Source organism: Kitasatospora sp. NPDC057936 (genome assembly GCF_042887525.1).
Classification (GTDB): Bacteria; Actinomycetota; Actinomycetes; order Streptomycetales; family Streptomycetaceae; genus Kitasatospora.
In genome coordinates this window covers 23,996-37,870 of record NZ_JBHVPD010000093.1, presented here as the reverse complement: position 1 = coordinate 37,870, position 13,875 = coordinate 23,996, and the positions used below count along the sequence as shown (strand labels likewise).

The window sequence follows — 13,875 nt, the reverse complement described above, 5'->3', positions numbered from 1 at the left end:
GCGGCGCCGCCGGGGGCGCCGCCCGTGGGTGGCCCGCCCCCCCCGCGGGGGGGGCCCGCCCCTCCGTCGTACCGCGGTCACTCCTTGCCGAGCACCGTGACGTCCAGTTCGTCCGCCGCGTAGCTGGCCCGGATCACCTTCTTGTCGAACTTGCCGACCGAGGTCTTCGGCACCGACTCGACGATCGACCAGCGCTCCGGCAGCTGCCAGGAGGCGATCCGCCCGGCCAGGAAGGCCCGCAGTTCGGGCAGCCCGGCCGTCGCGCCCGGGCGCAGCACGACGGTGGCCAGCGGGCGCTCGCCCCACTTCTCGTCCGGGACGGCGACCACGGCGGCCTCGGCCACCTCGGGGTGGGCCATCAGCTGGTTCTCCAGGTCGACCGAGGAGATCCACTCGCCGCCGGACTTGATGACGTCCTTGGCGCGGTCGGTGAGGGTCAGGTAGCCGTCGGCGGTGATGGTGCCGACGTCGCCGGTGCGCAGCCAGCCGTCCTCGGAGAACTTGTCGTCCGGGCGGAGCGGGTCCTGTCCGGCGCCGCCGTAGTACGCGCCGGCGATCCAGGGGCCGCGCACCTCCAACTCGCCCGCCGCGACGCCGTCGTGGGCCATCCGCTCGCCGCCCGGGCCGATCAGCCGGGCCTCGACGGAGGCCGGGAAGATGCCCTGGGTGATCCGGTAGGGCCACTCCTCCTCGGGGGTGAGGCCGCCGGGCGGCTGGGCGAAGGAGCCGAGCGGCGAGGTCTCGGTCATGCCCCAGGCGTGGATGACGCTGATGCCGTGGCGCTCCTCGAAGCCCTTCATCAGCGACGGCGGGCAGGCGCTGCCGCCGATGACCACCATGCGCAGGCTGGAGGTGTCGTAGTCGCCGGCGTCGAGCTCGTCCAGCAGGCCGCTCCAGATGGTGGGGACGGCGGCGCTGACGGTGGGTCGGACGGCGGCGATCATCTCGGCCATCGGCTTGGGCTGGAGGAAACGATCCGGCATGAGCAGGTTGGCACCGGACATGAAGGCGGCGTGCGGGATGCCCCACGCGTTGACGTGGAACATCGGGACGACCGGCAGCGCGGTGTCGCGCGGGGTGAAGGCGAAGTTGTCGCCGGTGTTCACCTGGAGGCAGTGCAGGTAGACCGAGCGGTGGCTGTAGAGCACGCCCTTCGGGTCGCCGGTGGTGCCGGAGGTGTAGCAGAGCACGGCGGCCTGCCGCTCGTCGATCTCGGTGCTCCACGGGTACGCGGTGGGCCGGTCGGCGATCAGGTCCTCGTAGTCGTGGACGGTGCCGGCGAAGCCGGCCAGCACCGAGCGGTCGCCGGGGCCGCTCACCACGATGTGCTTGAGCGTCGGGGCGAGCTCCGGCAGGACGGCGGCGAGCAGCGGAAGGACGGTGCCGTTGACGATGACCACGCGGTCGGCGGCGTGGTTGACGATGAACGACAGCTGTCCGGCGGGCAGGCGCAGGTTCAGCGTGTGCAGCACGGCCCCCATGGCGGGGACGGCGAGGTAGGCCTCCAGGTGCTCGGCGTTGTTCCACATCAGCGTGCCGACGCGGTCGTCGCCGGTGACCCCGAGTTCGTCGCGCAGCGCGTGGGCGAGCCGGGCGGCCCGCGCCCCGACCTCGGCGTACGTCCGGACGACCGGTCCGGTGCCGTCCCACGTGGTGACGGTCGACCGGGCGTGGATCGTGGACCCGTGCTCCAGGATCCTCGCGACGGTGAGCGGTACGTCCTGCATCGTGCTGAACACGGGTCCTCCTTGACCTGGCGGCACCGGCGGGTGCGCCTGCGGCACCTACCGGGCGGTAATGGGCGCGGACGTGCCCGATTGTGCCGTTCCGTCCGGCCGCTGTCAGCATCCCGACCCCGTTGCACGGATCACGGACCGGGCACGGGACCGCGGGGCGCGCCGGCCGCACGTGATACTGGACGCCATGGACGAGAGCCAGGACGGCCCGCAGGTGGGATGGGAGCCGGTGCGGTTCCGGGTGCCGTGCCCGAACTGCTCGGGCGGGGTGCGGACGCGGGCGCGGCTGGGCGTGCGGGCCGACCGGACGGGGACCGGGTACATCACCGAGACCTGCGGGGACTGCCTCGGCCGGGGCTGGCTGCCGTTCGGCGGCTGACGGACCCCGGCCGCCCGCTCGGCCGCCCGCTCAGCCAGCCGCTCAGCCGGCCGCGGGACCGTCGACGTAGTCGCGGTCGACGGTGAGGGTGACGCCGCCGTGGGTGTCCTTGACGTTGCCCTGGTACTGGTGGGCCCGCTGGTGGTAGACCCACAGGTCATTGCCGAGCGGGGCGGGCGCATTGGTGTCGGCGTGGCCGTCCCACTTGGCGTACCAGACGGCGTCCGGCAGCGGGGAGCTGTGGGCCCAGGCCGCGGCGGACAGGTCGGCGATGCCGGAGCTGAAGCTGGAGTAGAACCCGGAGGTGTAGCCGAGCTCGTGCAGCCGCTGGGTCCAGCCGAGGGCGAAGTCGACGACGGCCTGGGCGCAGGCGGAGTCGTTCCTCGGGTACGCCTCCATGTCCATGTAGACCGGGTTGCCCGGGCCGAAGCCGAGCGCCTGCAGCCCGCCGACCGCCTCGTCGGCCTCGGAGCGGCCCTGGTCGGCCGCGTGCGACGGGTCGATCCGCAGCGGCTTGCGCGCGGGGTCGAGGCACGGCGCCTGGGACCCGGCGTGCACCGGCAGGAACCGCCAGCCCATCCCCCGGGCCTGGCTGACCCAGTCGGCGGTCAGCCGGGGCTGGGAGCAGGCGCGCTGGGACCCGCTGGTGTAGATGCCGATCGCGCTGTACGAGGAGTTGTCCCACCACGTCTGCATGGTGGACAGCGGGGGCGCGGTGCAGACGTCGAAGGCGAGGCCGCTGAAGGCGCCGCGGGTTTTGGGCGGGCCCGCGCGGTCGGGCAGCGCGAGCGGTCGGATGGTGGGGAGGGCGACGGCGGCCGGGGCGGTGGCCTCGGCGCTCGCGCCGGTTCCGTCGATGGCCAGCAGGAGCACGAGGGCGGCGGCGACGAGGGCCGTGGGGCGGAGATAGCGCATCAATCCGTGATACTGACGGACCATCGGATGAACGCGTCAACCACGCCGCGCGGCCCGCCCGCGCCCACCCTTTCGGGCGCACCCGTCCGCTTCCGTCCCGAATTTTGTAACGAGCTTGCCCGTTCTGCACTCCTTACGGCAAACTCGTCACCATGCCCACCTCCATGCCCGGCGAAACCGCCGCCCCGACGCCGGCCACCACGGCCGTCGCCGAGGCCCTTGCCATGCCGCCCGCCCCCAAGGGCGAGCCCGCCGGCGAGCGCGGCAGCTGGCGACGAGGCGAGGCGCCCGGCCCCGCGGCACCACCCGATCTCCGGCCCGGCCGGCCCACCGGCCGGCTCCCCAAGTTCCTGCGGCGCCCGGAGAGCATCCCGGCGCCGCTTCTGTGTCTGACCGCGATGTTCCTCGTGCAGACCGGGATCGCGCTCTCCAAGCCGCTCTTCGGCCCGCTCGGGGTCAGCGGCACGACCTTCCTCCGGCTCGGCTTCGCGGCGGTCATCCTGCTCGCCGTCACCCGGCCGAAGCTGCGCGACAAGCGCCCGCGCGACCTCGCCGCGGCGGCCCTGCTCGGGATGGCCTCGGCCGGGATGACCTTCCTGTTCGCCGGGGCGGTCGACCGGCTGCCGATGGGCACCGCGGCGACCATCGAGTTCCTCGGCCCGCTCGCGGTCGCCCTGGTCTTCGCCCGGCGGGCGAGCCACCTGCTGTGGGCGCTGCTCGCGGCGGCCGGGGTCGCCCTGCTGACCCTGCTCGGCGAGGGCGACGGCGGCGGCTCGCTGGACCCGGTCGGCCTGCTCTTCGCGTTCGGCGCGGCCGCCTGCTACGCGCTGTACATCCTGTTCACCGACAAGGTCGGCGCCGCGTTCCAGGGCTTCCAGGGCCTCGCCGTGTCGATGACGGTCGGCGCGATCACGCTGGCGCCGTTCGGCCTCGGCGAGGCGTGGCACGGGCTGACCGCGCCGGACGCCTCGCCGGTGGTGCTGCTCGCCTCGGTCGCCGGAGTGTCGCTCCTGCTGCCGGTGATCCCCTACGCGCTGGAGATGACCGCGCTGCGACGGATGCCGCAGCGGGTGTTCAGCGTGCTGGTCAGCCTGGAGCCGGCGGTCAGCGCGCTGGTCGGCCTGGTGGTGCTGGGCCAGCTGCTGGGCGTGCCCCAGCTGGCCGGGATCGGCTGCGTGGTGGCGGCCAGCGTCGGCGCGACGCTGACCGGGCGCAGGTGAACTCCTGAGGAGGTCTCAGGGCCAGAGCAGCGTGCGGGACCACTCGGGGGTGCGCACCGGGCCGGTGCGGGTGTAGCGGAGGCGGATGTGGCGGCGCTCGGCGTCACCCTGCCAGTACTCGACCTCGTGCGCCCAGAGCGTGTAGACGGCGTGGCCGGCCGCGACGGCGTCCGGCGTGGCCTCCAGGCGGCGCCGGGCGACCGCGACGGCCTCGTCGTACTCCTCCAGCGAGGCCAGCGGCTCGCTCTGGCGCCCGACCAGCGCGCCCACCCGGGCGGCCGGGGAGCGGGTGGCGAACTCGGCGGCCGCCACCAGGTCGGCGGCCCGCTCGACGGTGCCGCGGACCCGGACCTGCCGGCCCAGCTGCGGCCAGTAGACGGTCAGCGCGGCGGCCGGGTGGTCGGCGAGCTGACGGCCCTTCGGGCTGTCGGCGGCGGCCGAGAACACCCAGCCGGTGCCGCTCGCGTCGACGTCGCGCAGCACCAGCACCCGGGCGTCCGGCAGGCCGTCGGCGTCGACCGTGGAGAGGGTGACCACCTGCGGGTCGAGCACGCCGGCGTCCAGGGCGGTGGTGAGCCAGTCCGCGAACAGCGGGCCGGGCTCGGCGGGCGCGGCCTCGGCGTCGAAGGTCGGCAGCGGCCGGGCCATCGGCGGACGGCCGAGCAGCAGCTCGGGCACGGACCTCGGCTCCGGCCGGGGCTCGTCCCGGTGCTCATCGCGGTGCTCGTCCCGCGACTCGGGCCGCGACTCGGACCTCGGGTCCGGGCCGGGTGCGGACCCGGCCTCGCCCGGGCCGGTCAGGCCCTCCTCCTCCGCTGCCATCGCGCCCTTCCTTCCGGTCGCCGCGTCCGCCGCCGCGGCCGGCCGGGCCTTCCTGGACCCGGGCGCGCGCGGTGTGCTGTCGGGCGCAACCGTACCGCCGCCGTCGGACGACTCCGGGCGCGGGCCCTGGCTGTACGCACCCGGACGGTTGACGGCGGCGGTCCCCGGAGCCGTTCGGGCGGCCCCGGCCCCGGACGCACACGTGGGCGGTGCCGGTGACGGCACCGCCCACGAGGCCGGTTCGCGGCGACCCTTTCCGCTGGCCGGTCATGCGCTCGTCGCATCGATCGCGACCGTTCCGAGCCCCGCCGCGGGTGCTCAGCTCACCCGCGGCCACCCACCTCCGGCGCCCCCGCCGACGGTGGAGTGCGCCCGGATCAGTGGAGGATCGGCGCGAAGACGATGTTGACGTTCTTGTTGGACTGGTCGGCCAGGATGGTGCCCGCGTTGTCCTTCGCGGCGAGGGTGTTGTTCTGGTTCGAGGCGCCGGAACCCGTGGCGGTCTGCTGGGTGGAGACGTAGTTGCCGTCGACACCGCCGAAGACGTTCCCGGTGCCGGTGTTGGAGACGACGCCGGCGTTGGAACCGGCGCCCGCCATCGCACCGTTGTCGGCCGCCGCAGCACCGGCACCAGCGAGCAGCAGACCGGCCGCGAGCGGAGCGGCGACCAGGAAACCGGCCACCCGACGGGTGTGGATGCGAACCATGAGAACCTCCAAGAAAACGGTAAATCGTGCAATGTGTGCGGGAGTTCGCCGGCCAGACGAACACCTGCGGGCTGCGACGCCGAGAGACAGACTTCCGCAACAAATCGACAAAGCACCACCTGACGGAGCAGTTTTCGCCCGTTAGCGTGATATCCACCAAGGCCCCGCATAACGGCACGACAGCGGGACAGCGCTTCGACACACCTATCCTGAGCTGGGATTTCATCCGAACGGACGCCCTGCGAAGCCCTACCCGACCCCGCGCGAGGCCGCGCGAAGGAGCGCACGGAAAAATCACCGCACCACCCTGGGCGCGCAGCAAGGGAAGACACGCCCCCGAAAAGTTCGACGACCCGACCATGTCGACAATCGGCGACTTATGAAGACCATCATTCAGGAATGATGCTGCGACCGTCGGAAGATCAGACCATCTTGCCCGGATTGAGGATTCCCAGCGGATCGAAGACCGCCTTCAGCTGCCGCTGCAGGTCCAGCGCCACCGGCCCCAGCTCGCGCGCCAGCCAGTCCCGCTTGAGCAGCCCGACCCCGTGCTCGCCGGTGATCGTGCCGCCCAGCTCCAGACCGAGCGCCATGATCTCGTCGAAGGAGCGCTGCGCCCGTGCCGCCTCCTCCTCGTCCGAGGCGTCGAAGATGACGATCGGATGGGTGTTGCCGTCCCCCGCGTGGCTCACCACGCCGATGGTCAGCGCGTGCCGCTCGGCGATCGCCGCGACACCGTTCAGCATCTCGGCCAGCCGCGAACGCGGCACCGCCACGTCGTCGATCATCGTGGTCCCCAGCCGGTCCAGGGCCGGGAGCGCCAGCCGCCGGGCCGCCAGCAGCAGCTCGGACTCCGCCTCGTCCTCGGCCGGCACGACCTCCGTCGCCCCCGCCGACCGGCACAGCTCGGCCACCCGCGCCAGCTCGGCGGCCCGGTCCGGCCCGTCGAAGGCCACCAGCAGCAGCGCCTGGGTGGACGCCGGCAGGCCCATCCGCCCCATCTCGTTGACCGCCCGCACGCTGACCGCGTCCATCAGCTCCATCAGCGACGGGGTCAGACCGCCCGCCATCACCGCGCAGACCGCGGCCCCGGCGGCGTCCGCGCTCGGGAACTCCGCCGCCAGTGCCAGCTGCGGCGGCGGGGCGGGCCGCAGCGACAGCACCGCCCGGACCACCACGCCCAGCGTGCCCTCCGAACCGACCAGCAGCCGGGTCAGGTCGTACCCGGCCACGCCCTTGGCCGTCCGGCGGCCGGTGGACAACAGGCGCCCGTCCGCGAGCACGACGTCCAGCCCGAGCACGTACTCGCTGGTGACCCCGTACTTCACGCAGCACAGGCCGCCGGCGCCGGTGCCGATGTTGCCGCCGATCGTGCAGGACTCCCAGCTGGACGGGTCCGGCGGGTAGGACAGGCCCAAGTCGGCCACCGCGCGCGAGAGTTCGGCGTTGACCACGCCCGGCTCGACGACCGCGATCCGGTTCACCGGGTCGATCTCCAGGATGCGGTTCAGCTTCACCAGGGACAGCAGGACGCAGCCGTCGACGGCGTTCGCGGCACCGGAGAGCCCGGTCCGCGCGCCCTGCGGCACCACCGGGACGCGGAGCTCGGTGGCGGTCCGCAGGACGTGCTGCACCTGCTCGACGGTCTCCGGGAACACGACGACGGCGGGCGTCCCGGCGGCGCAGAACCCCGCCATGTCGTGGCGGTAGGCGTCCATGACGTCCTCGTCCACGACGACCGCCCCGGGCGGGAGCCCCTGCGCCAGCCGATCCGTCAGATCACCCATCGCCGCCTCCGCTCACCGCCCGCAGTCGTCCCCCGCACTCTGCCCGCCGGGCGAAGCCCCGGCAAGTGGGCCCTGCGGGGCAGGAGGTGGGGGAACGGCTCCGCCGGGGAGCGGACGGGGGAAGGAGGCGGAGGGCCGTACAGGCGCCCCGGCAAGTGGGCCCTGCGGCGCAGGGGATGGGGGAACGGCTCTGCCGGAGGGCCAACGGAGGAAGACAGGGCGGAGGGCCGTGCAGGCCCCGGCGGGTGGGGCCGACGGGGCCTGCGTCGCGGGTTACTGCGGCTCGACGGGTTCCTGGAGTTCGGTCACCCAGTGGGCCGGGTCGTCCGGGCACTCCAGGTAGAGCTCGCGGGCGTAGCCGGTGGAGCGGTAGCCGTTGGCCTCGATGAAGTGGGCCAGCTCCTGGAAGGCGCCCACCGCGTCGTCCATCGACCCGCGGTGGACAACCGTCGCCGCGTGGTCGAGCGCGGGCAGGTCGACCACGTCGAAGTCGTGCTCCCCCGCCCGCACCCCCGGCCCGACCGGGACCGCGGCGCGGACCAGCACCGCGCCGCCGCCCTCCGGGGCCTCCTCGTAGCGGGCCACGGCCGGGCCGGTCTCGGCGACCCCCGCCGCCGCCAGCCGGCGGCACAGCTCGGCGAACAGCGGGCCGATCACCGGTCCGATGTCCTCCGGCTGGTAGCTCGCCGCCACCGCGCTCAGTTCGGCCGCCCGGACGGACGGCACCGGCTTCACCACGACATCGTGCGTGGACATGGTCCCCTCGCTCTCGATCGTCCGGAGCCTCGCCCGCACCCGGGCCAGTCGCCGCGTGTCCGCCGCGATCGCCTCGGCCAGTTCGGCGCGCCGCAGCCGCAGCATCCCGCGCAGTTCGGCCGCGTCCACCTCCTCGTCCAGGACGGCCCGCACCTGCTGGAGCGTGAAGCCCAGCTCCTTGAGCGCGATCACCCGGTTGAGCCGGGCGAGTTGGGCCGCCTGGTAGAAGCGGTAGCCGCTGACCGGGTCCACCCGGGCGGGGTGCAGCAGTCCGATGGCGTCGTAATGGCGCAGCATCCGCACCGACACCCGGCCGTGCCTGGCGAAGTCTCCGATGTTCAACATGGTGCTCCCAGTGCACGGCCTCCCACGGTGTCAGGGTCAAGCCCCGCTGCCCGCAAAACGCGAAGGCGGGTGCCGACTCGATGTCGGCACCCGCCCTGAGCAGGTGTTTTCCCCTACCGGCGGAGAGCGTGGGATTCGAACCCACGGTGACGGGTCACGCCACGACAGTTTTCAAGACTGTTCCCTTAGGCCGCTCGGGCAGCTCTCCAGGCGGAGGTCAGCCTAACGGGTCCGGCGGGGTTCGGTGCACACGGTTTCCGGGTGCCGGGTCAGCTCGGGGTGTCGCCCTCCCGCGAGCCGAGGGTGACCTTGGTGGTCATGGTCTGGCCGTTGCGCTGGTACTCGACGTCGACGGTCTCGCCGGGCTTGTGCGTCCAGATCCGGCTGACCAGGGCCGGGCCGTTCTCGATCGGGGCACCGTTGAGCTTGGTGATGACGTCGCCGGGCTTGAGGCCGGCCTTGTCGGCGGCGCCGCCGGGGGTGACGGCGGGCTGGCCCTGGATGTCGCGGGTCTGGATCTGCGCCCCGTCGCCCTTGTAGTCGTCGTTGCGCAGCACCTGGAGCTGGGCGTAGACCGGCTTGCCGGTCTTGATCAGGGTGTCGGCGACCCACTTGGCCTGGTTGATCGGGATGGCGAAGCCGAGGCCGATGCTGCCGGCCCGCCCGTTGGCGGAGGCGTTGGACTGGATCGCCGAGTTGATGCCGACCACGGCGCCGCTGGAGTCGAGCAGCGGGCCGCCGGAGTTGCCGGGGTTGATCGAGGCGTCGGTCTGCAGGGCGTTCATGTAGGAGGCCTGGGCGCCGGTCTCGTCGCCGGAGGCGACCGGGCGGTCCTTGGCGCTGATGATGCCGCTGGTGACGGTCGACTCCAGGCCGTACGGCGCGCCGATCGCGATGGTGGCGTCGCCGACGTTGACCTTGTCGGAGTCGGCCAGCGTGAGCGGGCTCAGCTTCTCCTTCGGCGGGTTGTCGATCTTGACGACGGCCACGTCGTAGCCCTCGGCGCGGCCGAGCACGGAGGCGCTGTAGGAGGAGCCGTCGGCGAACTTGACGGTCAGTTTCCCGCCGCCGCCGGTGACGGCGGGCGCCACCACGTGGTTGTTGGTGAGGATGTGGCCCTCGGTGTCGAAGACGAAGCCGGTGCCGGTGCCCGACTCGCTGCTGTTCTGCGCCTTGATGGTGACGACGCTCGGCAGCGCCTTCTGCGCGATGGCGGCGATCGAGCCGGGGGCGGGCTCGTTCTTCTGGGTGTTGCTGGCCTGGATGGTGGTGCTGCGGTGGTCGTCCGCGGAGGCGACGGAGTTGCCGTTGCCCGAGACCGCCACGCCGACGGCACCGCCGGCGATGCCCGCCACGAGGGCGACGGCGGCGATCAGGGCGACCAGGCCGCCGCGCTTCTTGCGGGGACCGCCGGGGCCGGCCGGGCCGCCGGGGTAGTCCGCCGGGTAGCCGAGCGGGCCCGCGGGACCGCCGGGCGCACCGGGGGCGCCCGGGTAGCCGGGGATGCCGTGCGCGGCGGTGGTGTCGTGCCCCGCGCCCCAGCCGCCGAGCGGGCGGCCGGCGCCGAACGGGTGCTGGGCGCCGGGGGCGGCGTACGGGTCGTGGGCGCCGGCGGCGGGGACGCCGTGGGTCGGCGTCGCGTACGGGTTGGCGACCGGCGGCAGGACCGGGGCGGCCTCGCCGACGGGCGCGGCGGGCGCAGCCGGGGCAACGGGCGCGGCCGGTACCGCGGCCGGGGCGACGGGCGCGGCCGGGGCGGGCGGCAGGACCGGCGGCGGGGCGTCGATGTAGCCGCTCTCGGCGACCGGCGCGACCGGCGCCTCGGCGGGCGCGGCGGGGGCCGCCTCGGGCGCAGCGGGGGCGACGGGCGCCGCCTCCGGGGCGGGGACCTTGGTGAAGGCCATGGTGGGCTTGTGCCCGCCGTCGGCCGGCGCGGCGTCCGCCGGGGCCTCGGGCTCGGGCACCCGGCCGAAGGCCATGGTCGGCTTGTGCCCGCCGTCGGCCGGCGCGGCGTCCGCCGGGGCCTCGGGCTCGGGGATCCTGCCGAAGGCCATGGTGGGCTTGTGCCCGTCCGGAGCCGCGGCCGCTGCCGCGGCCTCGGTGCCCGAGGGCTGCTCCCCCTGCGGCCCGGTGGGCCCAACCTCGCGCTCGGTGCTCACGGACGACCTCCATAGCTGACAGAACCAAGGACCATAGTTTTTCGCACTGCCGATTCGATTGCCGTAAGGACCCCTCTGAAGAACTCATAAGAATCCTTAGGCGGGACCGACGCCTCCGCTCGACGACACGTTCCCGGCGGCGGCTCCCCCACCCCCGCCGAACGTCCCGCGATGCGGACGGCACGCCCCCTGGCCTTGGGCGTTCGCCCCGGTGCCGGTTAGCCTGTCGCTCCAAACTGACACGCGGGAGCTTGGACCTTCCAGGCTGAGAGTGCGCTGGTCGACCGTACGCCACGGGATCCCGGGCGGACCGTCGAGGGGGCGCTGACCGCCGGAACCTGTCCGGGTAATGCCGGCGTAGGGAGTATCGGCCATGCCGCCTGCTTCGCCATCCTCTTCTTCGGGCGCGCCCGAGTCCAAGGGTTTCTCCGAATCGTCCACGACCGGTCATGACGGGCCCGGATCCGGCGGGACCGCCGCCGCGACCGCGCTGCTGGACCGGCCGGAGAAGGCCGAGGCACCGCTCGTCCTCGACGCCGAGCCGCCGCGCACGCTGCGTTTCCGCGACCACTTCGCGCTGTGGATGAACCTCGGCGTCAGCCTGATCGGCTTCTCCACCGCCGCCACCGTGCTCGGCGCCCCGGGCAGCGAGCTGTCGCTGGCCGCCGCGGGCACCGCGATCGTGGCCGGCACCGCGGTGGGCACCGCGATGCTCGGCGTGGCCGCGCTGATCGGCGCCCGCACCGGCGCGCCGGCGATGGCGAACCTGCGCGGGCTGTTCGGCACCCGGCTCTCGTACGTCCCGACGGTGCTGAACATCGTCCAGTGCATCGGCTGGGGCGTGTTCGAGCTCCTGACGATCGCGGCGGGCGCGCAGACGGTCGCCCACACGGACGGCTACCGGTGGCTGTTCGTCCTGCTCGCGGGCGGGCTGACCACCGTGCTGACGATCTGGCCGCTCGGCTCGATCCGGGTGCTGCGGCGCTTCGTGGCGGGCGCCGTCGCCGTCGCGATGGTCTACCTGACCGTCCAGCTGGGCCGGCACGGCGTGCCCGACCCGGGCAAGGGCAACTGGCACGGCTTCCTGGGCGCCACCGACGCGATGATCGCGGTGTCGATCTCCTTCGTCCCGCTCGCCGCCGACTACACGCGGCACTCGCGCACGCCGCGCTCGGCGTTCTGGGGCAGCTTCTCCGGCTACACCGTCGCCCAGGTGTGGTGCTACGCGCTGGGCCTGATGGCGCTGCTGCAGTCCGACGGCGACCCGAACAAGATCTTCGACTCCTTCCTCGGCGTCTGGGCGGGCTGGCTGTTCCTGCTGGTGCTGGTGCTGCGCGAGACGGACCAGTCCTTCGCCAACGTGTACTCGACCGCGATGTCGGTGCAGAACCTGCTGCCGCGGGCGGACCGCCGGGTGCTGTCCGGCGCGATCGGCCTGCTGACCACCGTGCTGGCGCTGCGGATCGACAAGTTCACCGACACGTACACCAACTTCCTCGGCCTGATCGGCTCGGTCTTCGTGCCGCTGCTGGCCGTGCTGGCGGTGGACTACTTCTTCGGCGCCGGCCGCAACGGCTGGAACCTCACCGCCGAGGCGCCCTCGCGCTGGCTGATGCTGCTGCCGTGGGTGCTCGGCTTCGCGGTCTACCAGTTCATCGCGCCGACCCCGGTAGCCGGCTGGTGGACCGACTTCTGGACCTCGGCCCAGGGGGCGCTGCACTTCACCCCGCAGGAGTGGACGTCGGCCTCGCTGTTCGCCTTCGCGGTGCCCGCGCTGGTCACCTGGGCGCTCACCCCGCTGAGCCGGCGCACCCCGCAGCACTGAGGGAGCGGAGGCGAGGACGGCCCCTCGGGTTGGGACCGTCTTCGCCTCCGCGTCACCTGCTCCGCCTATCGTTGACGGCGTGACCAGCCCAGATCTGTCTTCGACGGCCCCGCGCACCGCGCCGTCCGTCCAGGTAGTCGCCCACCGCGGCTCCTCGGACGCCCTGCCCGAGCACACCCTGGCCGCCTACCGGCGGGCCCTCGAGGAGGGCGCGGACGCCGTCGAGTGCGACGTCCGGGTGACCGCCGACGGCGAGCTGGTCTGCGTGCACGACCGCCGCATCGGCCGGGTCTCCAACGGCCGCGGCACCGTCTCGGCGATGACGCTCGCCGAGCTGCAGGACTACGACTTCGGCGCCTGGAAGACCGGCCGGCCCAGCACCGACCCCGAGCTGCGCGGCGTGCTGACCCTGGAGCGGCTGCTGGAGCTGGTCGTGGACTGCGGACGGCCGGTGGACCTGGCGATCGAGACCAAGCACCCGGTGCGCTTCCGCGGCCGGGTCGAGGCCGAGCTGCTCCGGATGCTCGAACGGTTCAAGATCTCCGGCACCCGCGAGGGCGACCGCCCGTCCGCCCGGATCATGAGCTTCTCGTCGATCGCGCTGGACCGGGTGGCCGCCGCCGCGCCGGACTACCCTCGGGTGTTCCTGATCGAGCGGATGCTGCCGCTGCTCGGCCGGCTGCGGGAGGGCCGGCCGCTGCCCGGCGGGGCGCGGATCGCCGGGCCCGGCATCGACCTGGTGCGGGCCAAGCCCGACCTGGTGCCGCGGCTGCGCGAGCTGGGCCACGAGGTGCACGTGTGGACGGTCGACGAGCCGGCCGACGTGGACCTGTGCCTGGAGCTCGGGGTGTCGGCGATCATCACCAACAAGCCCGCGCAGGTGCTGGCGCAGCTCGGCCGCTGAGGGCCCCGGAGGGCCCACAGGCCCCACGGATCCCGGTGGGTGCCGACCGCTCTGTCGGAACCTGATCGCCGAACCCGACCGATCCGGTCGGCATTCAAACCTTCCGCGCACGTTTCTTGCCGGAAATCGTGCGCCGGCGCGACGGAGGGTGAGCGGGGAATGACCTCCCGCCCACCCTCGGTCGCGCTGCTCGAAATGGGCTCGCGGGATCGTCGCGCGGTCGTTTCCGACGCATTACCAAGGGGCATCCATCCCTCGGCATACGCTGAAGGAGGTCCGGGGGTGGCGTTGATGGTGGCGCGTGAAGTGCCGACTTCATC

General features: G+C 73.5%; 11 protein-coding genes, 1 tRNA gene and 1 riboswitch. Of the genes, 4 read left to right on the top strand and 8 right to left on the bottom strand.

Annotation, left to right across the window (positions count from 1 at the left end; genetic code table 11):
- Positions 1-77: 77 nt before the first annotated feature.
- Positions 78-1,739 (bottom strand): long-chain fatty acid--CoA ligase, encoded by a 1,662-nt coding sequence (locus ACFVU9_RS35640; RefSeq protein WP_387600704.1) that lies wholly within the window; start codon positions 1,737-1,739, stop codon positions 78-80.
- Positions 1,740-1,923: 184 nt separating this feature from the next.
- On the opposite strand from ACFVU9_RS35640, the gene ACFVU9_RS35635 reads away from it, so the two are divergent.
- Entirely contained in the window at positions 1,924-2,115 is a 192-nt protein-coding gene (locus ACFVU9_RS35635; protein WP_380442810.1) for a hypothetical protein, read from the top strand.
- Between the two features lie 42 nt (positions 2,116-2,157).
- On the opposite strand, the gene ACFVU9_RS35630 is transcribed toward ACFVU9_RS35635, so the two are convergent.
- Positions 2,158-3,030 (bottom strand): DUF1906 domain-containing protein, encoded by an 873-nt coding sequence (locus ACFVU9_RS35630; protein ID WP_387600701.1) that lies wholly within the window; start codon positions 3,028-3,030, stop codon positions 2,158-2,160.
- Positions 3,031-3,182: 152 nt separating this feature from the next.
- Here ACFVU9_RS35630 and ACFVU9_RS35625 point away from each other — a divergent pair, with 152 nt between their 5' ends.
- Positions 3,183-4,250 (top strand): DMT family transporter, encoded by a 1,068-nt coding sequence (locus ACFVU9_RS35625; RefSeq protein ID WP_380442806.1) that lies wholly within the window; start codon positions 3,183-3,185, stop codon positions 4,248-4,250.
- Positions 4,251-4,265: 15 nt separating this feature from the next.
- On the opposite strand, the gene ACFVU9_RS35620 is transcribed toward ACFVU9_RS35625, so the two are convergent.
- The 6 genes from ACFVU9_RS35620 to ACFVU9_RS35595 form a co-directional block, all read right to left on the bottom strand.
- Positions 4,266-5,072 carry a pyridoxal 5'-phosphate synthase gene (locus ACFVU9_RS35620; RefSeq protein WP_380442804.1) on the bottom strand — a complete coding sequence of 269 codons (807 nt, stop codon included), beginning with the start codon at positions 5,070-5,072 and terminating at the stop codon, positions 4,266-4,268.
- A 377-nt stretch (positions 5,073-5,449) separates the two neighbouring features.
- The gene (locus ACFVU9_RS35615) at positions 5,450-5,779 is read right to left on the bottom strand and encodes a hypothetical protein (protein WP_380442802.1); all 330 of its coding nucleotides are present in this window, start codon (positions 5,777-5,779) and stop codon (positions 5,450-5,452) included.
- 422 nt (positions 5,780-6,201) lie between these two features.
- Positions 6,202-7,566: an FAD-binding oxidoreductase gene (locus ACFVU9_RS35610; protein ID WP_387600698.1), complete on the bottom strand. Its 1,365-nt coding sequence runs from the start codon at positions 7,564-7,566 to the stop codon at positions 6,202-6,204.
- Positions 7,567-7,839: 273 nt separating this feature from the next.
- Positions 7,840-8,667 carry a MerR family transcriptional regulator gene (locus ACFVU9_RS35605; protein ID WP_380442798.1) on the bottom strand — a complete coding sequence of 276 codons (828 nt, stop codon included), beginning with the start codon at positions 8,665-8,667 and terminating at the stop codon, positions 7,840-7,842.
- Between the two features lie 120 nt (positions 8,668-8,787).
- Positions 8,788-8,875 (bottom strand) — tRNA-Ser (locus ACFVU9_RS35600).
- Positions 8,876-8,936: 61 nt separating this feature from the next.
- Positions 8,937-10,826, bottom strand: a complete 1,890-nt coding sequence (locus ACFVU9_RS35595) for a S1C family serine protease (protein WP_387600695.1) — start codon at positions 10,824-10,826, stop codon at positions 8,937-8,939.
- 233 nt (positions 10,827-11,059) lie between these two features.
- A riboswitch (TPP riboswitch) is annotated at positions 11,060-11,207 on the top strand.
- On the opposite strand from ACFVU9_RS35595, the gene ACFVU9_RS35590 reads away from it, so the two are divergent.
- Together ACFVU9_RS35590 and ACFVU9_RS35585 are read left to right on the top strand one after the other, a co-directional pair.
- Positions 11,200-12,651, top strand: a complete 1,452-nt coding sequence (locus tag ACFVU9_RS35590) for a purine-cytosine permease family protein (protein WP_380442794.1) — start codon at positions 11,200-11,202, stop codon at positions 12,649-12,651. Its footprint overlaps the riboswitch before it by 8 nt.
- 79 nt (positions 12,652-12,730) lie before the next feature.
- Positions 12,731-13,555: a glycerophosphodiester phosphodiesterase family protein gene (locus ACFVU9_RS35585; protein WP_380497685.1), complete on the top strand. Its 825-nt coding sequence runs from the start codon at positions 12,731-12,733 to the stop codon at positions 13,553-13,555.
- The last annotated feature ends 320 nt before the right edge of the window (positions 13,556-13,875 follow it).